The organism is Pseudomonas sp. Pseusp3 (assembly GCF_047304225.1).
GTDB lineage: Bacteria > Pseudomonadota > Gammaproteobacteria > Pseudomonadales > Pseudomonadaceae > Aquipseudomonas > Aquipseudomonas fluorescens_CD.
Genome location: NZ_JBGLYV010000014.1, coordinates 60,429 through 84,941 on the forward strand (window position 1 = coordinate 60,429; position 24,513 = coordinate 84,941).

Sequence of the window (24,513 nt, forward strand, 5' to 3'; positions counted from 1 at the left end):
CTTGCGGGTTCTGTTGATCAAGACTTCTTCGCTGGGCGACGTCATTCACGCGTTGCCGGCGTTGACTGACGCGGCGCGGGCGATTCCCGGCATCAAATTCGACTGGGTGGTGGAAGAAGGCTTTGCCGAGATCCCGACCTGGCACCCGGCGGTGGGCAAGGTGATTCCGGTGGCGATCCGTCGCTGGCGCAAAAACATCTGGCAGACCATCAAGAGCGGCGAGTGGAAGCGCTTCAAGCAAAGCGTTCGCGCCACCAAGTATGACCTGGTGATCGACGCCCAGGGCTTGCTGAAAAGCGCCTGGCTGACCCGTTACGTCAAGGCGCCGGTGGCCGGCCTCGATAAAAGCTCCGCACGCGAGCCCATTGCTGCGCGCTTTTATGATCGACGCCTGGCCGTTGCCCGCGGGCAGCACGCGGTGGAGCGAGTGCGCCAGTTGTTCGCCATCGCGCTGGGCTATGACTTGCCCAAAGGCCTGGGCGACTACGGGCTGAATATCGAGCGCCTGGTGGAATTGCCGCGCAAGAACCCTTACGTGGTGTTTCTGCATGGCACCACCTGGGACACCAAACACTGGCCCGAAGCCTATTGGCGCGAGCTGACCGAGCGGGTCGGCTACCTTGGCGTCGGCGTGAAGTTGCCTTGGGGCAATGCGCAGGAGAAGGCCCGGGCCGAGCGTATCGCTGCGGGTTTCAAGCACGCCGAAGTGCTGCCAAAACTGAATCTGGCAGGGGTCGGCAAGGTGCTGGCCGGCGCGCAAGCTTGTGTGGCAGTGGACACCGGCCTGGGGCATCTGGCCGCCGCGCTGGATGTGCCGACGCTGTCGCTGTTCGGCCCGACCAATCCGGGCCTGACCGGCGCCTACGGCAAGGTGCAGATTCACATGGCCAGCGACTTCCCGTGCGCGCCGTGCCTGCAAAAGAAATGTACCTATCAACCGACGGCCGAAGATGCCCGTCAATTTGACCTGAAACGCGAGTGGCCGTTGTGCTTCACGCGTCTGAACCCCGAGCGTGTCGCCAGCCGACTGAGCACGTTGTTAATGGCTGAGGAGCTGCGCTGATGCAATTGGCATTTGTCTTGTACAAATATTTTCCGTTTGGCGGCTTGCAGCGCGATTTCATGCGCATCGCCCTGGAGTGCCAGAAGCGCGGCCATCAGATCCGCGTCTACACGCTGATCTGGGAAGGCGAAGTGCCGCCGGGTTTCGAAGTGCTGGTGGCGCCGGTCAAGGCGTTCTTCAACCATCGACGCAACGAAAAGCTCAGCGAATGGATGGAGGCGGACCTGGCCCGGCGCCCGGTCGACCGCCTGATCGGCTTCAACAAGATGCCGGGCCTGGACGTCTACTACGCCGCCGACGGCTGCTTCGAAGACAAGGCGCAGAACTTGCGCAATTCGCTGTATCGCCGCTGGGGCCGCTATCGCCACTTCGCCGAATACGAGCGGGCGGTGTTCGCCAAGGGTGCCAAGACCGAAGTGTTGATGATTTCCGAGGTCCAGCAGCCGCTGTTCATCAAGCATTACGACACGCCACTGGAGCGTTTCCACCTGCTGCCACCGGGTATCGCCCAGGACCGTCGCCGGCCGGCCGATGCCGATGAAATTCGTGCAGGGTTTCGTGCCGAGTTCAATCTCAAGGACGACGAACTGCTGCTGGTGCAGATCGGCTCCGGGTTCAAGACCAAAGGTGTGGACCGCAGCCTCAAGGCACTGGCGGCATTGCCTGCCGAGTTGAGGAAGCGCACGCGGCTGTTTGTAATTGGCCAGGATGACCCCAAATTATTCCAGATGCAGAGTGCAACATTGGGGCTGGGCGACAACGTCACGTTCCTCAAGGGGCGCAGCGATATCCCGCGTTTCCTGTTGGGGGCCGATCTGTTGATCCACCCGGCGTACAACGAAAATACCGGCACCGTGCTGCTTGAAGCACTGGTGGCCGGCTTGCCGGTGCTGGTGAGCGCGGTGTGTGGTTACGCCCATTACATCGCCGAGGCCGATGCTGGCCTGGTGCTGGACGAACCGTTCGATCAGGCACAGCTGACGCAGTACCTGACCGGCATGTTGAACGACGCTCAAGCAAGGGCGGCCTGGAGCCGCAATGGTCTGGCCTACGCCGAGACGGCCGACCTTTACAGCATGCCGCAGCACGCGGCCGATGTGATTCTGGCGGAGCACGCTTAAATGAAGTTGATGCTGGCTGAACCGTTCAAGAGCCTCTGGGCCGGACGCGACCCGTTCGCTGAAGTCGAGGGGCTCAAGGGCGAGGTGTACCGCGAGCTGGAAGCACGCCGGACGTTACGTACGGAAGTCGACGGCAACGGGTTTTTCGTGAAAATCCATCGCGGCATCGGCTGGGGCGAAATCTTCAAGAACCTGGCCACGGCCAAGCTTCCCGTACTGGGTGCCGGTCAGGAGTGGCAGGCCATTCAGCGCCTGAAGGAAGCTGGCGTGCCGACCATGACCGCTGTCGCGTATGGCGAGAAGGGCAGCAACCCGGCCGACCAGCACTCATTCATCGTCACCGAAGAGTTGGCGCCCACGGTCAGCCTCGAAGATTTCAGCATTAACTGGATCAAACAGCCGCCCGAGCCAAAGCTCAAGCGCGCGCTGATCGCTGAAGTTGCACGCATGACCGGCATGATGCACCGCGCCGGGGTCAACCACCGCGACTGCTACATCTGCCACTTCCTGCTGCACACCGACAAACCGGTGACCGCAGACGACTTCAAGCTCTCGGTGATCGACCTGCACCGCGCCCAGACCCGTCCGGCGATCACTTCGCGCTGGCGCAACAAGGACCTGGCGGCCCTGTACTTTTCCGCGCTGGACATCGGCCTGACCCGCCGCGACAAGCTGCGTTTCCTCAGGGGCTATTTCCAGCAGCCGCTGCGTCAGATCCTGAGTGAAGAGGCCGCTTTGCTGGCATGGCTCGATGGCAAGGCCAACAAACTCTACGAGCGTAAACAGCGATACGGGGATGCGCTCTGATGTCGGGCTGGAGACTGGAGCCGGCCTACAGTGACCTGGCCGGTGACTTTGGCAGCCTCGAGGCCGTGTTTGCGCTGCAAGGCGAGCAAATCACCAGTGACCTGCTTTCGGAGGTCATCCGTGTCGAGCGCAATGGCGTCAACTATTACGTCAAGCGCTACGTGGGTGCTGGCAGGGGCTTGCGGCGTTACCTGGGCAAACCTCGGGTGAAGATGGAATGGCAGAACCTCAAGCGCTTCGCCAAGTGGGGTATCCCCACTGCCGACGTGGTGGCCTGGGGGCTGGAGCGGCGGGGTGTGGCCTACGTTCGCGGCGCGATGATTACCCGGGAACTGCCGCGTACCGAAGACTTGTCGGCACTGGCCGAGCGACGCGATCCGAAACTATCGGATCGCGCGTGGGTCGATACTGTCAGTCGTCAGTTGGCCCAGCACACCCGGACCATGCACGACCACCGTTTCACCCATAACGACTTGAAGTGGCGCAACTTGCTGATCGACGATGAGGCCCGACTGTTTTTGATCGATTGCCCCAACGGCGATTTCTGGCGCGGTTTCTGGCTCAAGTACCGCATCACCAAGGATCTGGCGTGCCTGGACAAGGTTGCCAAGTATCAACTGTCGGCGACCCAGCGGCTGCGCTTTTACCTGCAATACCGCAACCGGACCCGGCTCAACGCGGCGGACAAAAAACGCATCCGGCATGTGTTGAGATTTTTCGAGGGGCGCGAATGACTGATTTTCTGGCCGCTGAAGACCGTGCGCTGCTTGAGCGCCATGGCCTCGGCACGTTCGATGCGCTCTGGACCAGGCAACTCGATGCGGTGGACGAACCCAACACCGGTCGCGGGGGCTGGAGCAGTGTGTTTCGGCTGGATCTGGAAGGTCATGGTTTCTACCTCAAGCGTCAAAGCAACTATCTGACCCGTACGTTACGCGCCCCCTTCGGCGAGCCGAGTTTCGCTCGCGAGTTTCGCAACATCTCCCGTTACCGGAAGTTGGGGGTTCCGGCGCTGGAAGCGGTGTTCTACGGGGAGCGCAAGGTTAATGGCGAAGTGCGCTCGATTCTGCTGACCCGCGCCCTGGACGGTTGGGACGACCTCGAGTCGCTGCTGCAGCGCTGGGATGAATTGAGCCCTGAGCAGCACTCGGAAATCCTCAAGGCCAGTGGCGAACTGGCCAGGCAGCTGCACGCTGCACGTCAGGTGCATGGGTGCTTTTATCCCAAGCATATTTTCATGCGCGCCACCGGCAACGGCTATCAGGCTCAATTGATCGATCTGGAAAAGACCCGACCTCTGCTGTATGGGCAGCGTGACCGGATCAAGGACCTGGAACCCCTGGCGCGTCGCGCGCCCGAGTGGGGCGAGTCGCAACTGCGGCAATTACTGGCAGCCTATCTGGATCAACCGCAGGACAGCTCGCTGGTCGACAGCTGGCTGAAGCGTTTGACCGTGCGGCGCAGTCAAAAGAGGCCACGCTGATGCGTTTGTCAGAACTGAAGGCTGCTGGCCGCAATCCCGTATTGCCGCTGAGCGTATCGCTGGCCGATGCCGCCGGCCCCGCCGAGCTGCAACTGCTGAGCCTGTTGCGGGTCTTGCCGGGGCAGCGTTATGTCGGTGCCGGCGTCTGGCGTGGCCGGCCGGTGTTGGCCAAATTGCTGGTCGGCGGCAAGGCTGCACGGCATTTTCAGCGTGAACTGGATGGCGTGCGCCTGCTCTCCGCCCAGGGGCTGACCACGCCGCAGCTGTTGGCCGATGGCCTGAAGGACGGCGAGGGTGGCTGGCTGCTGTTTGATTTCCTTGAGCAGGCCGAAAGCCTGGGCGACACCTGGAAGCAGGTTGAGCAGCAGCCCGTACTGTCCGATGGGCAAGGGGCGGTGTTGGCCGAGGCGTTGGGGGCGATCGGCCAGATGCATCGCAAGGGCCTGTGGCAGGAAGACCTGCACCTGGACAACTTGCTGCGTCAGGGCGGTCGCCTGTACCTGATCGATGGCGCGGGTATCTGTTGCGAGACGCCCGGCCAGCCGCTGTCACGGCAGAAGGTCCTGGAAAACCTCGGGGTGTTCTTCGCCCAGCTACCGAAGTCGATCGAGCCTTTCATTGAAGAGTTGCTGGTGTATTACCTGCTCAGCAACGGCGAGCACGCCTTGCCCATGGAAGCGTTGCAGAAGCAGATCGACAAGGTCCGCAGCTGGCGCCTCAAGGACTTCCTGATCAAGGTCGGCCGTGAGTGCACTCTGTTCAGCGTCCAGCGCGGGGCCTTCGGATTGCGGGCGATTCGCCGCGAGGAAGAGTCGTCGATGTTGGCGGTGCTGGAGCAGGCCGATGCCTTGCTCGACCAGGGACATCTGTACAAGACCGGCGGTGCGGCGAGCGTCGGCAAGGTCGAGGTGGATGGCCGCACGCTGGTGATCAAACGCTACAACATCAAGGGTTTCGCCCACTGGCTCAAGCGCTTCTGGCGCCCGAGCCGGGCCTGGCATTCATGGCGCGAAGGCAACCGCCTGGCGTTCCTCGGGATTGCCACACCCAAGCCGCTGGCGTTGCTGGAAAAGCGTTTTCTGTGGCTGCGCAGCCGGGCTTACCTGATCACCGAGTATCTGTCGGGGCCGGACATCATCGAACGTTTTGCGCCGTATGTGGAGCAGGGCGATGCACCGGAAGCCGAGCTGGCGGCGCTGGATCATCTGTTCGCCGAGTTGATTCGTGAGCGCATCAGCCATGGCGACTTCAAGGGCCATAACCTGTTCTGGCAGCGAGACCGCTGGGCGTTGATCGACCTCGATTCGATGTGCCAGCACGCCTCCCTTGGCAGTTTCGCCCCGGCATATGCAAGGGACCGTGCGCGGTTCATGCGCAATTGGCCTGAAAGCAGCGCGCTGTATCAGGTGATTGATCAGCGGCTACCCAAAGACATCTCCAGCGCTGACTGAATCGGGCCTGCGGCCCTTTCGCGAGCAAGTCGGATCGCCGCACCACCGCTCCCACAAGGATTGTTGGTGAACACAAAACCTGTGAGCACCTCAGTTTAAATGTGGGAGCGGGCTTGCTCGCGAAGAGGCCGGAACTGTCAGCCGAGAAAGCACACAAGTTCCTGTGAACCGTCCTACGCGATCTTGGGAAGCCATGAACTGTGGCCACAATCTCCCCGATGCTAGTTTGCCTGACGTTCCCGGAGGGCAGGCTGTGACGATCAAAATGGCAGTTGCATCAGGTGTCTTAACCGTGTCGCTAATGGGCTGCGGGACCGCCGCCACCGTCCTGCAGGATGAAGCCGAAGCAGCGCAGGGGTTGCGCAGGCAAAAGACCTATTGCCAGTCCATTCCCCGGGTCTATAGCGGCTTGGCTTACGACTTCTGTGTTTTGAATGCACCGCCAGACCCTACGGGTATTCTTGTGCCGTTCGTTTTGGTGGACCTGGCCGTGTCTGGCGCGCTGGACACCGTTGTCCTGCCATACACGATTTACCGGCAAAGCGTGGACGGCAATATCCTTGTCTATTGGCGACCTGCGCGCGGATGAAAATGCCGCGAGGTCCGCGCCGTAGTGGCTTGCCACTTGCGGCTAGAGGCTTGCCGCTGCTTTTACGCTATAATCCCGCCCTTTAGCTGTCTCTCGCCCATTGCGAGGGCACATTAATTTTTGAGGCGCTTGCGCCTGCATGCAGACTAAAGAGGCTAGACCCCTGTGGCATTGACGATTCTTGGCCTGTCCGGCGCCCTTAGCCATGATCCTTCCGCAGCCCTGTATATCGACGGCAAGCTGGTCGCGGCGGCTGAAGAGGAACGCTTCGTACGCGATAAACATGCAAAGAACCGCATGCCCTACGAATCGGCGAAGTTCTGCCTGGAACAGGCCGGTATCAAGCCGTCCGACGTTGACGTGGTCGCGATTCCGTTTGCCCCGATCAGCCTGTTCGGCAAGGCCCGCTGGCAGTACGCCAAGCGTTACTGGTACGCCCCGGACCGTGCACTCGACGCGATCCTGATGGGCAACCGTCGCTACAAGCGCTATCGCAACAAGATCGTCTGGTGCCTGGAGCAACTGGGTTTTGATCCGAAGAAGATCAAGATCGAGCCGGTCGAACACCACCTGGCCCACGCCTCCAGCGCTTATCACTGCTCCGGTTTCAAAGAGAAAACCGCGATCCTCGGGATCGACGGCAAGGGTGAGTACGCCACGACCTTCTTCGGTTATGGCGTAAACGGCAAGATCCACAAGATCAAGGAATTCTTCGATCCGGACTCCCTCGGCGGCCTGTACGGCGCGATCACCGAGTTCCTCGGTTTCGATATGCTCGATGGCGAGTTCAAGGTCATGGGCATGGCGCCGTACGGCGACGCCAGCAAATACGATTTCTCGCGCCTGGCTTCGTTCGAAAACGGCGAGCTGGTGATCAACACCGACTACGCCAACGTCATCGGCTTGCGTCGCTACAAAGAGAAGGGCAAGGGTTACTACTTCTCGCCGAAGCTGATCGAGTGGCTGGGTCCCAAGCGCGAAGGCGACATCGCCGACGAGCCTTACATCCACTACGCCGCCAGCATTCAAGCGTTGTTCGAAAAAATTGCGCTGCAGATGATCGATTACTACCTGGGCGACGTGCTCAAGGAAACCGGCAAGCTGGCCTACGCCGGTGGCTGTGCATTGAACGTCAAGCTCAACCAGAAAATCATTGCCCGCGACGACGTCAAGGAGCTGTTCGTACAGCCGGCGTCCGGCGATGCCGGTACCGCGGTGGGTGCAGCGGCCTACGTGTCTCACGCCCGTGGCGTACCGGTCGAGAAGATGGAACACGTCTACCTCGGCCCGTCGTACAGCAACGAAGATGTTATCGCTGCGTGTGCCCGTCACGAGAATAAGCCAGCCTGGCGCAAGCTCGACAACATGCCGGAGCAGATCGCCAGGATCATGGTCGATGGCAACCCGGTGGCGTGGTTCCAGGGCCGCATGGAGTTCGGTCCGCGTGCACTGGGTGGTCGCTCGATCATCGGTTGCCCGAGCGTGGCCGGCGTGGCCGACCGCATCAACCACCAGATCAAGTTCCGCGAGCGCTGGAGGCCTTTCTGCCCGTCGATGCTCGACACCGTGGCGCCGCAGATGATCAAGATCGATCACCCGGCTCCGTTCATGACCTTCACCTTCGAAGTGGCTGAAGAGTGGAAAACCCGCGTGCCGGAAGTCGTCCACGAAGACGGTACCTCCCGCGCCCAGGTGCTCAAGCGCGAATACAACCCGCGCTACTACGACATGATGAAAGCGCTGGAAGTGCTCACCGGCAACGGCGTGTCGCTCAACACTTCGCTCAACCGTCGCGGCGAACCGATGATCTGCTCGCCGACCGATGCGCTGAATATGTTCTTCGGTTCGGATCTACAGTATCTGATCATGGAAGACATCCTGGTGGTCAAAGAGGGCGCGAACGCCTATGACACGTTCGGCTGAACGCCATGTGCTGCAGTTCTGCCACGGCTATGACGGGCCGTTCCTGGACTGCGCACGGCAGTACGCCAGTCTGTTCGCGGGGAGCGGTTATCGTGTGACCACGGTGTTTCTCACCGGGGCCGCCGATGCCGAAGTCGCCGCGGGCTGCGCTTCCGATGAAGTGCTGTTCATGGAGTACAGCTCCAAGGCCATTCGCGGCCTGAAGCTGGGAGCCATCGGCGATCTGCGCAAGATCGCCGCGTCGCGCAACTTCAGTTTCTGCATCGCTCACCGCTTCAAACCCATCTATATCGCCTTGCTCGGTACGTCGTTGCCGGTCATTGGCGTGCACCACGGGTTTGACGACTACAAACGCGGCAGCCGCAAGCTGTTTGCGCATATTTTTCGCAAGCGTTTGAGTCTGCTCGGCGTGTCCGACGCGGTGCGCGACGACATGCGTAATTGCCTGCCGAAGTGGCCGGCTTCGCGAATTCAGACGTTGTACAACCGTATCGACGTGGATGCCTTGCAAGCCACGCAAGTGTCGGCTCGCGAGGCCCGGGAAACCCTCGGTCTGGCGGCGGATGCCTGGATCGTCGGCAACGTCGGACGGCTGCATCCGGACAAGGACCAGGCCACGCTGCTGCAGGGTTTCGCCGAGGCATTGCCGAGGTTGCCGGGCAACAGCCAGCTGGTCATTCTCGGTAAGGGGCGCCTGGAGGAAAAGCTCAAGGCTCAGGCCCGTCAGCTTGGCATTGGTGACCGAGTGTTGTTCCTTGGTCAGGTGCCGGATGCGCGCAACTATTTCCGGGCCTTCGATGTGTTTGCCCTGAGTTCCGATCACGAACCGTTCGGCATGGTGCTGCTGGAGGCCATGGCCGCCGGCGTACCCTTGCTGGCCACGGCCTGCGGCGGAGCGAAGGAAGTGGTCGAAGGCGTGGGCATCCTGTTCCCGTTGGGCGATGCCGGACATCTGGCCCAGGGGCTGCAACATCTGGCCGGCATGGATGATCAGCAACGCCGACAGTGTGCCGAGTTGATGCTCGAACGCTTGCGCGAGCGCTTTTCCGACCGAGCGGTGCGCGATGCTTTCTGGCATTTGCCACACGTTACCGAACTGGCACAGAGGGGCTGATGCTCAACCGATTTCAAGGCTGGCGCGAGCGTGGCTGGGCGGTAGTCGACGCCTCGACTTACGCCGAAACCTGGCAACGATATGGCGGCAGCGTCGCGACTCATCCCATGGTGGTCGAGCGGCTGGCGACACTGGCCGACATTCCGGTGCGCTACCTGGCCTGGTTGCAGGGTGGTGAGATCAAGGCGGCGATCCCGACCTGGGGGCGCGACCTGGCCTTGTCCAAGGACGTGCTCAAGCGTCGCGGCAAAAAAGGTCTGTTCGACCTGGGCAACGCCGAAATCATCCTGCCGGCCGCTGCCGATGCCACGGCGCCTTTGCGCCATCGCGCGCGGTATCTGTCGGCGCTGAACGAAGGCCGTTTCACTGGCATCAGGTTGCAAGCCGAACAATTGGCCATGGCCCGCACCCCCGAAGAACTGTCGAAAAAGTTTCGCTATAACCAGCGCCGCGAATTGCGCTTGCTGGAGGAGGCCGGTGGCGTGGTGCGACCGGTGTCCGAATTTTCCAGCGCAGAGCTGGCGGCTATTTATTGCGACCTGTTCCAGCGCCGCTGGGGCTTCCCGGCGACGGGGGCCGAACGCATGGCCGACGTCATCGAGTTGCTGCGTGAGTTGCTGATTGGTTCGGTGATTTTCCTCAACGATGCGCCGATTGCGATTCAATTGGTGTACCGCGTCGAAACCCCGCAATGGATCAGCGTCGAGTACATCAATGGTGGCGTTGACCCCGAAACCCGCGAATTCAGCCCCGGCAGCGTGCTGAGTTTTCTCAATACGCAGAGCGCCTGGGAGCATGCCCGGGCGCAGGACAAACCATTGCGCTTTTCCTTCGGTCGCGCCGACCGTGAGTACAAGGATCGCTGGTGCAACTCTGTGCCGGTCTTCACCGTATGAGCCAAGCCATGAGCCGCAAACAGCAACTGCTCAAGCGTCATCGGCGCAATAAACGTATCGGCCTGTTGATAGCGCTGGTGCTGTTGATCGTCATCGGGGTGCTGGTGGCCTGGTGGTTGCCGCTGGTGCTGGCGGTTCTGGGCTGGATTGCCCACGAAGCCTGGTTTGCCGATCATCTGTTCTACTCCCCGAAAGACGATTACCAGTACAGCTTTCCCCCGTACACGCCACAGCCCAAGGTGCACCTGAGTGGTGAACATTTGCGGCTGGACGAGGGCGTGATGCTGGTCGACGACGCGACACTGGTGCTGGCCCTGCGGGTAAAAAGCACCTGGCTGGGACGTTTTATCGATCCGGTGGTCGAGTTGATCGGGGGTGAAAGCCCAGACCGACAAACCTTCGAGCGCGGCGTAAACGGCCTGCGTTACCTCAATCTCAGTGGCCAGGCTCAGGCGCTGTCGCGTGGTGACCTGCGCTTGCGCGGGCATTTCTGTCGCGTGTTTGGCGAGCCTGTGCTGTGGGCGTTCGAGCATCCGGATTACCGGCGTCAGCGGGTGATGGTCATCGCGCCTCATGCTGATGACGCCGAGCTGGCGGCCTACGGTTTGTACAGTCAGGCCGACGAAACCTGGATCGTCACACTGACAGCGGGTGAAATCGAAGCCGAACACTATCAGCAGATGGGCCTGAACAAGGTCGATGCGGCTCGCTTGAAAGGCCGTCTGCGCACCTGGGACAGCATTGCCGTGCCACGTTGGGCCGGTGTACCCGAGGCTCACTGCGTACAACTGGGTTACTTCTGCCTGCAGTTGGCAAGCATGCAGTCCGCGCCTGCCGTGGCGGCGGGATCGCGGGAAGCGGACCTGAGCGATACCCGGCTGTTCCGTCAGTTGAATCCTTTCGCGCTGCCCGGCGATGCCGATGGTGCGCCGACCTGGAACAATCTGCTGGCGGATCTGCGCGAGTTGCTGCTGCGCGCCCGGCCCGAGGTGATCGTCCTGCCGCATCCGACCCTGGATCCGCATCCCGATCATATCTGTGCCCAGGCGGCAGTCCTTGAAGCCTTGCAGGGCCTGGACTGGCAGCCGACCACGCTATTGGGCTACGCCAATCACCTGCACGACAACGACCGCTGGCCGATGGGCGACAGCGGTGATGGCATCGCCTTGCCGCCGGCCTTCGATTCGACCCAACCGATGCAGCCTTATTGCCTGTCGATGCCGCTTGAGCAACAGCGGGACAAAGCCATGGCGTTAGGCATGATGCACGACCTGCAACCGGCGATGCCATTCAAGCGTCGCTTGCGTCGGTTGATACAACGGTTGTTGGCCGGCCGGTTGCCGCCAACCTATGGCGAGAACGAATTCTTTCGCAAGGCAGTCCGGCGCCACGAACTTTTGTGGTCCATCAAGCACACACCAGGCAATGTTTCTCAGCGGGGAGAGTTATGAGTCAGCGGTCAAAGGTCCTGCAACTGCAGCCTGACTACAACGTCAAAGCCCATGATTTCGCCGACCTCGCGGAGCAGATCGTCAAGGCCCTGCCCGGTGATCGCTATGAAGTGACCGCCGCGTTTCTGCGTGGCAAACCCGGGCCGGGCGAAGCGGTGAGCCGCGCCGACCGTTCGGTGTACTTCGAGTTTTCCGACAAGTCCCTCAAGGGCATGCGCCTGCGGGCGATGTGGCAGCTGTACAAGTTCTGCCGTCGGGAAAAATTCGATGTGGTGATCTGCAACCGCTTCAAGCCGGTGAACATGATGCTGGCGCTCAACCGCTGGTTGAAAGTGCCGTTGTGCATCGGCATTTCCCACGGTTTTGGCGAGTACGACCGTTTTTACCGGCGCCGCCAGACCCAGCGCCTGATCGATCGTCACTGGCGCTTCGTTGGCGTGTCGCCAGCGGTGAAACAGTATCTGCTGGACTGTGACTGTGGCTTCACCGACCAGAATACCTACGCCATCACCAATGCCATCGACATCGAGCAAGCCGAAGGTCTGCAACACAGTCGTGAAAAGGCCCGCGAAATGCTGGGCATCGATCCGTCGGTGCGGCTGATCGGTGCGTTGGGGCGACTGGTGCCGGTCAAGGGCCATATCTATTTGCTGCAGGCCTTTGCCGCGCTCAAGGACAAATACCCGAATACCCAGCTGGCGATCATTGGTGCCGGTCGCGAAGAGTCACGCCTGGCCGCGGAAATCGACCGCCTCGGCCTCGGCGGTCGTGCCCATTTGCTGGGGTTCAAGGAAATTGCCCTGCAGTACATTCGCGCTTTCGACATCTGGACCATGCCTTCCCTGGCCGAAGGCCTCGGGCTGGCGCTGCTTGAAGGCATGAGCGGGCATTTGCCGGTGATTGCCTCGAACGTGCCGGCCATGTTGCCGCTCATCGAGGGGGCCGGTGGCCTGGCGATTATGCCGAAGGATGTGCCGACGCTGCAGGCTGCGCTGGACACTTACCTCGGGCTGTCGGATGACGAGCTCAAGGCCAAGGGCGAGCAGGCCTTCCGTTATCTGCAACAACACCATGACATCGAGGAATTCCGTCGCGAATACCTCAATCTGATCGACTCCGGCCTGGAACAGGCCCGCAAGGAACAGCCATGAACGACGCGCAACCCATCGTCACGGTCATTATCGCGTCGTACAACCACGCCCCTTACATCGAGGAAAGCATTCTCAGCGTCCTCAACCAGACCTATCGGAACATTGAGTTGCTGGTGGTCGATGATGGCTCGAAGGATGACAGCGTCGAGCGGATCAAGGCGTTACAGGCCATCCATGGTTTCGACTTCCGGGTTCAGGAAAACCAGGGGCTGACCAACACCCTCAATGGTGCGATTGCCCGGGCAAAGGGCAGCCTGATCGTGCCGTTCGGTTCGGATGACATCATGTTGCCGGAGCGTATCGCCACACAGGTCGCTCATATGGACGGCAAGCCCGAGGTCGGCATTTGCGCCGGCAACATCGAGCTGATCGATGCCGACGGTAACCTTTACCCGGAGAAACGCCAGCGCCGGGATGTGCCGTTCCGTCGCCTGGACTTCGATGACATGTTCCTGGAGCGCAAGCCCTATCCCCCGGCACCGACCCTGATGATCCGTCGCGAAGCGCTGGAGCAGGTGGGCGGTTTCGACCCGACCATTCGCCTGGAAGACTTGCTGATCGAGTTGAAGGTGACCCATGCCGGTTATTTCATCGATGGCCTGAATGTGTTGATGGCGCGCTATCGCAAGCACGCCACCAACTCCTACAAGAACCACCGCTTCATGATCGACAGCATCCTGCGTACCTATGCGCTCTTCAGCGATCACCCGCTGTATGACGAGGTGCGTTACAAGTTTCTCAATTCCATGTTCCTCAAGACCGCCAACCGCGATCGCAAGTTGGCGCGTGAGTTGCTGGCGCAGATTCCGTTCAAGGCCTGGAACAGGAAAACCTGGCGTGGGCTGGGCCGGATGTATTTCTCACGGCTGGAGAAAGACTGAGCCAGGGGCCGGATTCAAAGGGGGGAAACATGGCATTGTCCGCAATGACATGTCCCTGGCGATTGCTCAACGTTATTGAGCCGTCTTCTCCGGCTCGTTCCTGAGCTTCCTGTTCTGGCGTAACCAGTACAGGGTTTTCTTGCCGGCATTGATACCTGGTTTTTCGATGTACTGGTAAGTCAGACTGCTGATGATGATCAGCAGGCAACTGCACACGGCTAGCAGCGGCAGGAAGACCCAGGCTTGTCGGGCGTCAAGATGCAATACCGGCGGCAGTCTCTGCAGCAGAATCCAGAGCACGAACCCGTGCAGCAAATACGTGCTGTAGCTGATTTCCCCGAGCCAGCGAATGCTGCGTGGCCTCAGGGCGCCGAACAAGGTATTGCCTGACGCCACAATCACAAAAAACAGTGAAAGCAGCAGCAACGCTCCCAGGTTGAATGCACGGTTGAACACGGTAAAGGCGATCGCCAATGCGAGCAGAGCGATGATGCCCGCCAGCGGAGACAAGCTCCAGGCGACCCATTGTGGGCGACGAATCCAGTACGCCGCAGCGATGCCGCCGAGGAAGCTGGCCAGGAAATGTTTCTTCAGCGAGTGTTCCCAGCCGACCACCTGGTACAGGGCGTAGATGCCGATCAGGCACAACACCGTCTGCATCCAGCCGCCACGATAAATGAACAGCATGGCGGCCAGTGGCAGGGCCATGTAGAAAAACACTTCGTAGCCCAGCGTCCAGGTGACATTGGAGATCAGCATGCCGGTCTGGTGGTACTGGTTGACGTCTGGCCGGTCGAAGGTCAGCCAGGCCAGGGTCTGGCCAATGAGCTGGATAACCGAGTCCTTGAGCTCCCAGCCCTGCAAATGGAACACGCTGACAAACACAGTCAACATCAGCGGCAGGTAGAGCGGGTAGAGGCGAAACAGCCGCGATACTGCAAACGCCAGCCAGTCGTGTTGCCGTCCGTGGGTGAGCAAACGGTCCCAGAACAGAAAACCGGTAATCATGAAAAAGAGGGCGACGCTGCCCTGGCCGAGCTGCGAGTAGAAGTTGCTCGGCGGAAAATCGATCACACCGGTTTGCAGAAAGATCCAGGTGATTATCGAGTGGTGCACGAACACGCCGAAAGCCAGATAGCCGCGTAAGCCGTCGATGCCGGCAAAGCGGCTTTCACCGCTATGCTCCAGCTGTCGGGCGAATCTCGGCACGGTGCGCAGCAGTAGCGCAGCGGTCGCGATGGCGAGCAGGTAGGCCGTCATCGCGATAAGCGGGTTGGTTTCGGTCATCGGTGAGCCTGGGCCGGAGGACTTCCGGCCAGCACTTGCCTGTGCAAATTATCCACGTCGGCTTTCGAAGCCGCTGCGGCGTATCCCTGCAGTAGCGCTTCGAAGTGGTCCTCGAACAGCCAGTGCCGATCTTCTGCGTAGCGCTGCATGTGGCGCAGATTACGCCGGCGCAGGGAAGGGCTCAATGATGAAGGGTAGATTCGCAGGTCGGCCAGGTCGATCAGGCCGAACTCGCCGTCCTCCAGTACCAGCACATTGCCCAGATGCAGGGAGCGGAAGTAGACCCCTTGCTGATGCAATTGAGCCATGAATTTGCCGAAACGCTCCACCAGTGCCTGGCGCACTGCCGGGGCCGTGATGCCTTGCAGGATCTGGCGCAGGGTGTTGCCTGGCAAGGGCGAGTAGTGCACAGCGGTGCTGCCGTCTTCGAACCGGTAAAGGTCGAGAATGTGTGGTGTCGGGATGCCCATGCCGCGCAGTTGCACTGCGTTGATGGCAAACCGATCGGAATAGGGTGTGAAACTGCCCGAGGTGTACCAGCGGCGGCGGCGGAACAGCTTGAGAAAGCTGCCATCGGTCAGGCGCAGGACCTTGGGGCCCAAACCATCTTCTTCGATGACCCGGGCATCGGCAATCAACTGTTGCAGGGCGCTTGGCGTTGCAGTCCTGATCGGCCTGTCCAGCAGGCGCCTGGCCCGTTGATTCATGCTCAGTGCGGCAATCAGTGCCAAGGGGATCCACAGCAGGAACCAGTGCTCCTTGGGACGAGAGATAATCCCGCCACCTTCGGTCAGGCCCGCACCGATACCGAATGCCAGCCAGGCCGAGGCCATGATAAACAGCGGTTGCACGCGATGGCGCCAGCTGCTGATGAAGCCCCACGCGAGGAAGAACAGCCATGGCAGCAGACCAATAATGCCGACGTAGTAGAGCACGCCCAGGGCAAAGCTATGGGGCTCCTGGAGGGGATAGCCGACGCCTGGGTCCAGGATCAGTTCGGCGTTGTAGCCGTGGCCGATCCATGGATGTTCAGCAATCCTGTCCAGGGTCAATTGCCAGAGCTCGATACGGAAGGAACTGCCTCTTTCGATGATCTTGTCCGCTAACAGCGCGAAAGTCGCGGCTCCGGCGATGAACATGGAGCCAAGCATGAGGACCGAGCGTCGATTCCAGCAGATGAAACACAACCACAGCGCAGCGAGCGTCAGCGCAACCAGTGGAGTCCTGGAACCGGTGGCCAGCACTGCGGCGAACATGATCGCCATCGCCGGTATGCTCAGCCAAAGTACCTGGCGCCGCTTGCAGGTCATGCTCAGGCTCAGCCAGTAGGTACAGAAAAAGCCGAAAACGTGGGAGCTGAGCAGTGGATTGTCGAACGCGCCTACACCGATCAGGCGCATTTCCGGTTGGTAGATCTGGCCGAACCTGTACAGGTTGTAGGCAGAGACGATCAGCGCCACCGTCGCGGCGCAGAACAGCAGGGGCTGGATGATTTCGCTGCGATAGCGCACCAGCATGTAGCAGCCGACGAACAGGAACAGGGTATGCAATGGCGGTTTGAACTGACCGAAGTCAATGCCGTCGTCCGGCCCCCACCACAGGCTGAGCAGTGCCCACGCCACAAACAACAGGGCTGCAATGACGATCGGTTCGTGCAGCAGTTCTTTGCTTAGCCGCGGACGCAGGCACAGGGCAATCAGTGCCGGAATGCTGAACAGGCCATAATAAAGCTTGTGATGCACACTGCGCCCCGGCAGGAAAAACAATGCACAAAGCAGCAATAAATAACCGAGCGGAAGGATCCACAAACAAATGAAATCGAAGATTCTGTTGGACGTGCTGTTCAAAGCGTTTAATTGCATGCTGAGTAACTTATTCCTGAATTGAGCGACCGTACCAAGGCAAAGACATCTGGTGGCTATTTGACGTGCCACAATACACAGACTGTATGCGATTGCCAGAACCCTGGGGAAGCTGTGCTAAAGTCAGCGTCCTTTTCATCGACATTCGCGTGATATGACCGACTCCAGTCTCTCCGCAAGCCCATCGAGCTTGAAAATCTACTTCCGTCTGCTCGGCTATGTCCGGCCGTACATCAGCCTGTTCCTGATCAGCATCGTCGGTTTTCTGATTTTCGCTTCGACGCAGCCAATGCTGGGCTACATTCTCAAGTACTTCGTCGACGGTCTATCCAACCCTGAAGCGGCGCTGTTTCCAACCGTGCCCTACCTCAGGGACCTGCAACTGCTGCAGGCGGTGCCGTTGTTGATCATCCTGATCGCCGCGTGGCAGGGATTGGGGTCGTACCTGGGCAACTACTTCCTGGCCAAGGTTTCCCTGGGCCTGGTCCATGACTTGCGGGTCCAGTTGTTCAACAACCTGCTGGTGTTGCCAAACCGGTATTTCGACAAGCATAACTCGGGGCACCTGATTTCACGTATCACCTTCAACGTGACCATGGTCACGGGGGCGGCAACAGATGCGATCAAGGTCGTAATTCGTGAAGGCATGACGGTGATTTTCCTGTTTGCCTCGCTGTTGTTCATGAACTGGCGCCTGACCCTGGTCATGGTCGCCATCCTGCCGCTGATCGCCATCATGGTGCGCACGGCCAGCAAGAAATTCCGCAAGCAGAGCAAGAAAATCCAGCTGGCCATGGGGGACGTGACGCATGTGGCGTCCGAAACGATCCAGGGCTATCGCGTGGTGCGCAGCTTCGGCGGTGAAAAGTACGAAGAGAAACGCTTCTTCGACGCCAGCCAGGGCAATACCGAGAAACAATTGCGCATGACCCGCACCGGTGCCATCTACACGCCGCTGCTGCAATTGGTGATCTACACCGCCATGGCCGTGCTGATGTTCCTGGTGCTGTTCCTGCGGGGCGATGCCTCCGCCGGCGATATGGTGGCCTACATCACCTTGGCCGGCCTGCTGCCCAAGCCGATTCGCCAGCTGTCCGAAGTCAGCTCGACCATCCAGAAGGGTGTGGCCGGTGCTGAAAGTATCTTCGAGCAACTGGATGTCGAGCCTGAAGTCGATACAGGCACCGTCGAGCGTGATGCCGTCAGTGGCCGCCTGGAAGTGCGCAACCTCAGCTTTACCTACCCTGAAACCGAGCGTCAGGTACTCAATGACATCAGTTTCTCGGTCGAGCCCGGGCAAATGGTGGCGCTGGTGGGACGTTCTGGCAGCGGCAAGTCGACCCTGGCCAACCTGATTCCGCGTTTCTATCACCACGACAAGGGCGAAATCCTCATCGATGGCGTCGAAGTGGAACAGTACAAGCTGTTGAACCTGCGTCAGCATATCGCCCAGGTGACCCAGCACGTGACCCTGTTCAGCGACACCGTGGCCAACAACATCGCCTATGGCGACCTGGCCGGCGCACCCCGTGAAGACATTGAAAAGGCGGCCCGGGATGCCTACGCGATGGACTTCATTGCCCAATTGCCCGAAGGTCTGGACACCCAGGTCGGGGAGAACGGCGTGCTGCTGTCCGGTGGTCAGCGCCAGCGCCTGGCGATTGCCCGGGCGCTGTTGAAAAATGCTCCGCTGCTGATTCTCGACGAGGCGACTTCGGCACTCGATACCGAGTCCGAGCGGCATATCCAGGCAGCCCTGGATCAGGTCATGAAAGGTCGCACCACGCTGGTGATCGCTCACCGCTTGTCGACCATCGAGAAGGCCGACCTGATCCTGGTCATGGATCAGGGGAAAATCGTCGAGCGCGGTACCCATGAGCAACTGCTGGCGCAAAACGGCTACTACTCGCGCCTCAATGCGATGGGCCTCGACGCCCCGGCCGAAGACATCGCCTGACCCCGAAAGGGCGAGCCTGGCTCGCCCCTTCGCACACCCGACGTGCAACGCGTCCGGTGATTTGTATCCAGACCTTTACGCTTCTTGACCAAACCGGAATAAATCTCGGCAACGTGCTTGTTAAGGTTCCTGAACGAACTTTGACTTGAATCGAGAGGGCCATCCCTTTCCCGCGGGTGTCTGGATGTTGCAACGTTATCTCTGGAAGCTGTTGCCCAAGCCGCAACGGGCTTTTCTGCTGGGGCGCCTGTCGGTCGTGGACCGTCAAGCGGTGAACAAGTCGATGTCGGCCAATGTCAGTTTCCCCAAACCCTTCGAGCAGCGTTCCTGCCTGTTCATCCACGTCCCTAAATGTGCCGGTAGTAGTGTCTGTGCGGCCATGTTCGACGACTGGAGCCCGGGCCACTTGCCGTTGTACTGGTACGAGCAGCAATTTCCCGAGCAGTTTGCCGCCAGTTTCAAGTTCGCGTTCGTTCGCGATCCCCTGGAAAGGGCCTACTCGGCTTACGCATTCCTTCGGGGCAACGCTTTGGGGAAACGGGATCACGCGGCACAGAAACTGGTCAGCCATTACCGCGACTTTGATGACTTCGTCGGCCGCTGGCTGCACCCGGAGACGATCCAGCGACAGCTGCACTTCGCCGCGCAAACGGATTTCCTGACGGATTCCATGGGCCATCTGGCGCTGGATTTCGTCGGCTACCAGGAGCACCTGGAGCGGGATTTCAGGTTGATTTGCGAGCAGTTGGACTATCCGGCGGATCTGCCCCACGTGAACAGGTCGCAGCAGCGGCGCCCGATGCCTGCGCGCGAGTTTTGCACGGTGCGCACCCGCAGGTTGGTGCGGCGGGTCTATCAGCGTGATTACGAGATGCTTGGATATGAATGAAGCCGCGCCGTTGTCTCGCCACTCGATCAGGCCCTACCCGTTATTGCTGTCGAGCGAAGACCGTGCGGCCCTCAAGTCGCAGACACCGCGCTGTCTCTGGCTGACGGGGTTGTCAGGGGCCGGCAAGTCGACCCTGGCCAATGCCCTGGAGCTGCAACTCAATCAACAGGGGTTGCACACCTTTTTGCTCGATGGCGACAACCTGCGCGCCGGTCTTTGCCGTGATCTGGGGATGGGGGCTGAATGTCGGCGGGAAAATATCCGGCGCACCGCCGAGGTGGCGCGCCTGATGGTCGACGCGGGTTTGATTGTGATCGTCGCGGCGATTTCGCCGTTCCGGGCCGAACGTGAGGCGGCGCGTCGATTGTTTGCAGACGGAGACTTCATCGAGGTGTTTGTGAGCACGCCGCTTGCGGTTTGCGCGCAACGTGATCCCAAGGGGTTGTATCGGGCTGCCCGGGAAGGCCGGATCAAGGATTTCACAGGCATCGACAGTCCGTACGAGGTGCCGCTGCATGCGGAGTGCGAAATCGATACGCAAGCGCTGGAAATGGGCGAAGCGTGCCGTCATCTGGCGGATTTTCTGCTCAAAAAATGAGCAATAAAAGCCGGCGAATCATCCCGTTGCAGCCTCCGCACAAGCCGACACCAACCCTGTGTTAATATCGCGCCCCTGTTCATTCTGTATGTGGGTTGCACCATGAAGTTGTCCATGCCGCGATTCGATCAAGCCCCTGTCTTGGTGGTCGGCGATGTCATGCTCGACCGTTACTGGCATGGTGGTACCTCACGGATTTCTCCTGAGGCGCCGGTGCCGGTGGTCAAGGTCGATCACATCGAGGACCGTCCGGGCGGCGCTGCCAACGTTGCCTTGAACATTGCCGCCCTGGGGGCTCCGGCCTCGCTGGTCGGTGTCACGGGTGACGATGAAGCCGCCAACAGCCTGGTCAACAGCCTCAAGGGCGCTGGCGTGCGGGCCATCTTCCAGCGTATTGCGCACCAGCCGACCATCGTCAAGCTGCGGGTCATGAGTCGTCACCAGCAATTGCTGCGTATCGACTTCGAAGAGCCCTTCGCCACCGACGCGCTGGCGCTGGCCGCGCAGGTCGATGAGTTGCTCGAAGGCATCAAGGTGCTGGTGTTGTCCGACTACGGCAAAGGCGCGCTGAAAAACCATCAGGCGCTGATCCAGGCCGCCCGTGCCCGCGGCATTCCGGTGCTGGCCGATCCCAAGGGCAAGGATTTCTCGATCTACCGTGGCGCGAGCCTGATCACGCCAAACCTCAACGAATTCGAAACCATCGTCGGTGGTTGCGCCGATGAGCACGAGTTGGTGAGCAAGGGCGCGCAGCTGATGCACGACCTGGACCTCGGCGCCTTGCTGGTGACCCGTGGCGAGCACGGCATGACCCTGCTGCGTCCGGATCATCCTGCGCTGCACTTGCCGGCCCGTGCCCGCGAAGTGTTCGACGTGACCGGTGCTGGCGATACGGTGATTTCCACCCTGGCGGCTGCGATTGCCGCGGGTGAAGAACTGCCCCACGCGGTGGCCCTGGCCAACCTGGCGGCCGGTATCGTGGTCGGCAAACTCGGTACGGCGGCCATCAGTGCGCCGGAACTGCGTCGTGCGATTCAGCGCGAGGAGGGTTCCGAGCGCGGTGTGCTGGGTCTTGAGCAACTGTTGCTGGCGGTCGATGATGCCCGTGCGCACAACGAACGGATCGTGTTCACCAACGGTTGCTTCGATATCCTGCATGCCGGCCACGTGACCTATCTGGAACAGGCGCGGGCCCAGGGCGATCGCCTGATCGTCGCGATCAACGACGATGCATCGGTCAGCCGACTGAAAGGGCCGGGCCGTCCGATCAACAGCGTCGACCGGCGCATGGCGGTGCTGGCCGGTCTGGGCGCGGTGGACTGGGTGATCAGCTTCCCGGAGGGCACACCGGAAAACCTGTTGAGCGCGGTCAAGCCGGACGTGCTGGTCAAGGGCGGGGACTACGGGATCGACCAGGTGGTTGGCGCGGACATCGTGAAAGCCTACGGCGGTACCGTGAAAGTGCTGGGGCTGGTGGAAAACAGCTCGACCACCGCGATTGTCGAGAAGATCCGCAAGTCTGAATAACGCAGCTTTTGTAGGAGCTGGCTTGCCAGCGATGGTCGTTAACGATGACGCTAATCCATTGAACAGATGCGGCGTCCTTGAGTCCATCGCTGGCAAGCCAGCTCCTACAGGGTTATGTGGGCACCTTCAGGAGCTGACCTTTTTACGCGGCACGATCTTCTTCAGAAGCAGTTTTGCCCTCCCGCGCAACCGCGCCAGCCCCGAATCCTTCCCCGGCGGGGTCAAGCCTTGCTGCCTCACCCAGTCCTTCCAGCGAATTCGTTCATCGCGCACCAGCCAGCCTTCCTGTCGGGCAAAACTCTCGGCCAGGTACAGGCCGCGCGTGCTGGCCGGGTACAGCTGATCCTTTTTCAAGGTGTAGAGCTCAGCCATCGGGTGGCCGTCCTGCAAGGGCATCAAGTACAGATCGGGTCGTTTGCGGTCGAGACGGGCGACGAGTTGATCGCCTTCCAGTCTTTCATCGACATGGAACAGGCTCAGGGATTTGGCTTCCTTGGGAACGTCCAGGCGCAAGTCGTAAATCAGTTGCAGTGACGCCGTTGGCAAATGCACATAAGCCCGCGGACGCTCCATCAGCATCAGATTGGCGCAACGTACCGGCCGCGCCGAGCCGGACAGTGGCGACAAGCGAAATGGCAGGGCTTCACGGTAATGCAGGGCGGCCGAGTAGGGTGTCGGCAGCCAGGTGTCATTGAACCGCCCGCCGAGCCAGCCTTCGGGGGTTTCCAGCAGGCATTCTTCGGCAATCTCCTGGATCGCTGTGTGCAAGGGCAGGTTCAGTTCATGGGCCGGCACGTATCCGGAGATCAGCTTGAGCACCACATCGCCGCGGTCCTGCCGACGCTGGCGCACCAGCACCCAATAGTCACGATTCTGCCAATGCAGGGTCAGGCGCACCGAAACCCCGAGATTGGCCAGCTCCAGGGCAAACCGTTCGCTGTCGCCGACCGTTACCGGCCGACGACGTTGCAGGGTCTGGGAGAAATTCAGCGGCCTGCCGACGCTCTGATAAGCCAGGCCTTCGGGAGTCGCTTCGACGAATAACGGCAGGGTCTTGAAGTTGCTCGGGTTCTTTCTTATGAGCGTGCGCGGCATGTCGGCTCCTGCTTAAGGCCGCGTGGGCGGCATCAGTGGCTACGTAGGACCTGGGCAACGGTCGCGACATTGTGGGCGAGGTGCAGCGGATTGATGGTTCCGACAATAGCGCTGGCAACACCCGGATGTTCAAACAACAGCTCGAAACTGGCGCGCACCGGATCCACGCCCGGACTCAGACATACATGACCACTGGCGAGGGCTTTTTTGACCAGAATGGCTTTGCCGTGTGCAGCAGCATAGTCAATGACGGTCTTCTCGTTCTGCTCGTTCAGATTGTAGGTGACCATCGCGCAATCGCCTTGCTCCAGCGCCTTCAGGCCGCCGTCGACGGTTTTGCCGGAAAAACCGAAACCGCGAATCTTGCCTTCGGCCTTGAGCTCGGCGAGGGTTTCGTAGACTTCGCTGTCATTGAGGATCGCCAGGTCGTTACCATCGGAGTGCACCAGCACCAGATCGATGAAGTCCGTTTCCAGGCGTTGCAGGCTGCGCTCCACCGACATTCGCGTGTGCGCAGCGCTGAAATCGTGACGGGACTGGCCGTCGGCGAACTCTTCGCCCACCTTGCTGACAATCACCCAATCCTGACGCTGGCCGCGCAGCAACGGGCCGAGGCGTTCTTCGCTGCGACCATAGGCCGGGGCGGTGTCGATCAGGTTGATGCCCAGGTCGCGGGCGAGCTTGAGCAGCATGCGTGCTTCATCGTCATCGGGGATCTGGAAGCCGTTGGGGTACTTCACTCCCTGGTCGCGGCCCAGTTTCACCGTGCCCAGGCCCAGGGGTGAAACCAGCAGGCCGGTGCTGCCCAACGGGCGATGCAAGTCGTGCAGGGTCGGTTGGCTCATGGCAGCAGTTGCTCCCAGGCAGGTACGCCCATTGGCGGCTTCGGCAGTTCAGGCAGCGCTGCCGGGTGGCTTGGCTGGATACCGTCGCGGGTCAGGCTGGCAATGACCCGGTCGGCGAAGTCCGGCGCCAGGGCGAGTTTGGTTGGCCAGCCCACCAGCAGGCGATCCTGTTCGGCGAGGAAGGCGTTATCCGGGCGGGTCAACCCCGATTGCAGCGGTTCGGCGCGATCGACCCGCAGGGTCGCCCATTGCGCGCTACTCAGATCGATCCACGGCAGCAACTGGCCAAGCTCTTTGCGGGCGGTAGCGATTTGCTCGGCGGGCTCGCGGGCCACGCCTTCGGCTTCCGCGATGTCGCCGCCCAGGTACCAGACCCATTGACCATCGGCGGCCGGGTGGGTGGTCACGGTCAGGCGCGGTTTGGTGCCGCCGCCCAGGCAGTGGGCGTACAGTGGCTTGAGGCCCGGGCCTTTGGCGATGATCATGTGCAGTGGTCGGCGCTGCATGGCCGGCTGGCTCAGGC

General features: G+C 60.7%; 21 protein-coding genes and 1 pseudogene. 17 read left to right on the forward strand and 5 right to left on the reverse strand.

Features of this window, described 5'->3' with window-relative positions; all coding sequences use genetic code 11:
- Window position 1 precedes the first annotated feature (1 nt).
- From waaC to ACCD00_RS07335, 13 genes are all read left to right on the forward strand, one after another.
- Entirely contained in the window at window positions 2-1,063 is a 1,062-nt protein-coding gene (gene waaC / locus ACCD00_RS07275) for a lipopolysaccharide heptosyltransferase I (protein ID WP_413423207.1), read from the forward strand.
- Window positions 1,063-2,184, forward strand: coding sequence for a glycosyltransferase family 4 protein (locus ACCD00_RS07280; protein ID WP_413423209.1), 1,122 nt, complete (start codon window positions 1,063-1,065; stop codon window positions 2,182-2,184). Before waaC ends, ACCD00_RS07280 begins: the two co-directional genes overlap by 1 nt.
- A complete protein-coding gene (gene rfaP / locus ACCD00_RS07285; protein WP_413423211.1) occupies window positions 2,185-2,991 on the forward strand; it encodes a lipopolysaccharide core heptose(I) kinase RfaP in 807 nt (268 codons plus the stop codon). It begins immediately after the preceding gene.
- Entirely contained in the window at window positions 2,991-3,725 is a 735-nt protein-coding gene (locus ACCD00_RS07290; protein WP_413423213.1) for a lipopolysaccharide kinase InaA family protein, read from the forward strand. The genes rfaP and ACCD00_RS07290 overlap by 1 nt, the downstream gene beginning before the upstream one ends.
- Complete coding sequence (locus ACCD00_RS07295) at window positions 3,722-4,474, forward strand: lipopolysaccharide kinase InaA family protein (protein WP_413423215.1); 753 nt, start codon at window positions 3,722-3,724, stop codon at window positions 4,472-4,474. The genes ACCD00_RS07290 and ACCD00_RS07295 overlap by 4 nt, the downstream gene beginning before the upstream one ends.
- Window positions 4,474-5,925 (forward strand): lipopolysaccharide kinase InaA family protein, encoded by a 1,452-nt coding sequence (locus ACCD00_RS07300; RefSeq protein WP_413423217.1) that lies wholly within the window; start codon window positions 4,474-4,476, stop codon window positions 5,923-5,925. The genes ACCD00_RS07295 and ACCD00_RS07300 overlap by 1 nt, the downstream gene beginning before the upstream one ends.
- Window positions 5,926-6,178: 253 nt before the next feature.
- Window positions 6,179-6,514 (forward strand): YceK/YidQ family lipoprotein, encoded by a 336-nt coding sequence (locus ACCD00_RS07305; protein WP_413423219.1) that lies wholly within the window; start codon window positions 6,179-6,181, stop codon window positions 6,512-6,514.
- 165 nt (window positions 6,515-6,679) lie between these two features.
- Entirely contained in the window at window positions 6,680-8,437 is a 1,758-nt protein-coding gene (locus tag ACCD00_RS07310; RefSeq protein ID WP_413423221.1) for a carbamoyltransferase, read from the forward strand.
- Window positions 8,421-9,551, forward strand: a complete 1,131-nt coding sequence (locus ACCD00_RS07315) for a glycosyltransferase (RefSeq protein ID WP_413423223.1) — start codon at window positions 8,421-8,423, stop codon at window positions 9,549-9,551. Before ACCD00_RS07310 ends, ACCD00_RS07315 begins: the two co-directional genes overlap by 17 nt.
- Complete coding sequence (locus ACCD00_RS07320) at window positions 9,551-10,447, forward strand: antimicrobial resistance protein Mig-14 (protein ID WP_413423225.1); 897 nt, start codon at window positions 9,551-9,553, stop codon at window positions 10,445-10,447. Before ACCD00_RS07315 ends, ACCD00_RS07320 begins: the two co-directional genes overlap by 1 nt.
- 8 nt (window positions 10,448-10,455) lie before the next feature.
- On the forward strand, window positions 10,456-11,898 hold the full coding sequence (locus ACCD00_RS07325) for a PIG-L deacetylase family protein (RefSeq protein WP_413423227.1): 1,443 nt from the start codon (window positions 10,456-10,458) through the stop codon (window positions 11,896-11,898).
- Window positions 11,895-13,049 (forward strand): glycosyltransferase family 4 protein, encoded by a 1,155-nt coding sequence (locus tag ACCD00_RS07330; protein ID WP_413423229.1) that lies wholly within the window; start codon window positions 11,895-11,897, stop codon window positions 13,047-13,049. The genes ACCD00_RS07325 and ACCD00_RS07330 overlap by 4 nt, the downstream gene beginning before the upstream one ends.
- A complete protein-coding gene (locus ACCD00_RS07335) occupies window positions 13,046-13,930 on the forward strand; it encodes a glycosyltransferase (protein WP_413423231.1) in 885 nt (294 codons plus the stop codon). The genes ACCD00_RS07330 and ACCD00_RS07335 overlap by 4 nt, the downstream gene beginning before the upstream one ends.
- Window positions 13,931-14,002: 72 nt before the next feature.
- Here ACCD00_RS07335 and ACCD00_RS07340 read toward each other — a convergent pair whose 3' ends face one another.
- Both ACCD00_RS07340 and ACCD00_RS07345 read right to left on the reverse strand, forming a co-directional pair.
- Complete coding sequence (locus tag ACCD00_RS07340) at window positions 14,003-15,217, reverse strand: acyltransferase family protein (protein ID WP_413423233.1); 1,215 nt, start codon at window positions 15,215-15,217, stop codon at window positions 14,003-14,005.
- Window positions 15,214-17,079, reverse strand: a complete 1,866-nt coding sequence (locus ACCD00_RS07345) for an O-antigen ligase family protein (protein ID WP_413423235.1) — start codon at window positions 17,077-17,079, stop codon at window positions 15,214-15,216. Before ACCD00_RS07345 ends, ACCD00_RS07340 begins: the two co-directional genes overlap by 4 nt.
- 154 nt (window positions 17,080-17,233) lie before the next feature.
- On the opposite strand from ACCD00_RS07345, the gene msbA reads away from it, so the two are divergent.
- The 4 genes from msbA (at window position 17,234) to hldE (ending at window position 22,050) form a co-directional block, all read left to right on the forward strand.
- Complete coding sequence (msbA, locus tag ACCD00_RS07350) at window positions 17,234-19,036, forward strand: lipid A export permease/ATP-binding protein MsbA (protein WP_413423237.1); 1,803 nt, start codon at window positions 17,234-17,236, stop codon at window positions 19,034-19,036.
- Between the two features lie 184 nt (window positions 19,037-19,220).
- Window positions 19,221-19,925, forward strand: a complete 705-nt coding sequence (locus tag ACCD00_RS07355; RefSeq protein WP_413423239.1) for a sulfotransferase family 2 domain-containing protein — start codon at window positions 19,221-19,223, stop codon at window positions 19,923-19,925.
- Entirely contained in the window at window positions 19,918-20,523 is a 606-nt protein-coding gene (gene cysC, locus ACCD00_RS07360; protein WP_413423241.1) for an adenylyl-sulfate kinase, read from the forward strand. Before ACCD00_RS07355 ends, cysC begins: the two co-directional genes overlap by 8 nt.
- A gap of 102 nt (window positions 20,524-20,625) precedes the next feature.
- Window positions 20,626-22,050, forward strand: coding sequence for a bifunctional D-glycero-beta-D-manno-heptose-7-phosphate kinase/D-glycero-beta-D-manno-heptose 1-phosphate adenylyltransferase HldE (gene hldE / locus ACCD00_RS07365; RefSeq protein WP_413423243.1), 1,425 nt, complete (start codon window positions 20,626-20,628; stop codon window positions 22,048-22,050).
- 126 nt (window positions 22,051-22,176) lie between these two features.
- On the opposite strand, the gene ACCD00_RS07370 is transcribed toward hldE, so the two are convergent.
- The 3 genes and pseudogenes from ACCD00_RS07370 to ACCD00_RS07380 form a co-directional block, all read right to left on the reverse strand.
- Window positions 22,177-23,145, reverse strand: coding sequence for a metal ABC transporter ATPase (locus tag ACCD00_RS07370; RefSeq protein ID WP_413423245.1), 969 nt, complete (start codon window positions 23,143-23,145; stop codon window positions 22,177-22,179).
- Window positions 23,146-23,177: 32 nt separating this feature from the next.
- Window positions 23,178-23,990, reverse strand: coding sequence for an aldo/keto reductase (locus tag ACCD00_RS07375; protein WP_413423247.1), 813 nt, complete (start codon window positions 23,988-23,990; stop codon window positions 23,178-23,180).
- A pseudogene (locus tag ACCD00_RS07380) lies at window positions 23,987-24,513 on the reverse strand (FAD-dependent oxidoreductase); the annotation flags it as partial. The pseudogene ACCD00_RS07380 and the gene ACCD00_RS07375, both read right to left, overlap by 4 nt.

Excerpts from the sequence above, each read along its gene's own strand:
- ACCD00_RS07290 (WP_413423213.1), top strand. The coding sequence starts at position 2,991 with ATGTCGGGCTGGAGACTGGAGCCGGCCTACAGTGACCTGGCCGGTGAC.
- ACCD00_RS07345 (WP_413423235.1), bottom strand. The coding sequence starts at position 17,079 with ATGCAATTAAACGCTTTGAACAGCACGTCCAACAGAATCTTCGATTTC.
- msbA (WP_413423237.1), top strand. The coding sequence starts at position 17,234 with ATGACCGACTCCAGTCTCTCCGCAAGCCCATCGAGCTTGAAAATCTAC.
- hldE (WP_413423243.1), top strand. The coding sequence starts at position 20,626 with ATGAAGTTGTCCATGCCGCGATTCGATCAAGCCCCTGTCTTGGTGGTC.
- ACCD00_RS07280 (WP_413423209.1), top strand. The coding sequence starts at position 1,063 with ATGCAATTGGCATTTGTCTTGTACAAATATTTTCCGTTTGGCGGCTTG.
- ACCD00_RS07320 (WP_413423225.1), top strand. The coding sequence starts at position 9,551 with ATGCTCAACCGATTTCAAGGCTGGCGCGAGCGTGGCTGGGCGGTAGTC.
- ACCD00_RS07375 (WP_413423247.1), bottom strand. The coding sequence starts at position 23,990 with ATGAGCCAACCGACCCTGCACGACTTGCATCGCCCGTTGGGCAGCACC.
- ACCD00_RS07315 (WP_413423223.1), top strand. The coding sequence starts at position 8,421 with ATGACACGTTCGGCTGAACGCCATGTGCTGCAGTTCTGCCACGGCTAT.
- rfaP (WP_413423211.1), top strand. The coding sequence starts at position 2,185 with ATGAAGTTGATGCTGGCTGAACCGTTCAAGAGCCTCTGGGCCGGACGC.
- ACCD00_RS07370 (WP_413423245.1), bottom strand. The coding sequence starts at position 23,145 with ATGCCGCGCACGCTCATAAGAAAGAACCCGAGCAACTTCAAGACCCTG.
- ACCD00_RS07330 (WP_413423229.1), top strand. The coding sequence starts at position 11,895 with ATGAGTCAGCGGTCAAAGGTCCTGCAACTGCAGCCTGACTACAACGTC.
- ACCD00_RS07300 (WP_413423217.1), top strand. The coding sequence starts at position 4,474 with ATGCGTTTGTCAGAACTGAAGGCTGCTGGCCGCAATCCCGTATTGCCG.
- ACCD00_RS07335 (WP_413423231.1), top strand. The coding sequence starts at position 13,046 with ATGAACGACGCGCAACCCATCGTCACGGTCATTATCGCGTCGTACAAC.
- ACCD00_RS07295 (WP_413423215.1), top strand. The coding sequence starts at position 3,722 with ATGACTGATTTTCTGGCCGCTGAAGACCGTGCGCTGCTTGAGCGCCAT.
- ACCD00_RS07340 (WP_413423233.1), bottom strand. The coding sequence starts at position 15,217 with ATGACCGAAACCAACCCGCTTATCGCGATGACGGCCTACCTGCTCGCC.
- cysC (WP_413423241.1), top strand. The coding sequence starts at position 19,918 with ATGAATGAAGCCGCGCCGTTGTCTCGCCACTCGATCAGGCCCTACCCG.
- ACCD00_RS07325 (WP_413423227.1), top strand. The coding sequence starts at position 10,456 with ATGAGCCGCAAACAGCAACTGCTCAAGCGTCATCGGCGCAATAAACGT.
- ACCD00_RS07355 (WP_413423239.1), top strand. The coding sequence starts at position 19,221 with ATGTTGCAACGTTATCTCTGGAAGCTGTTGCCCAAGCCGCAACGGGCT.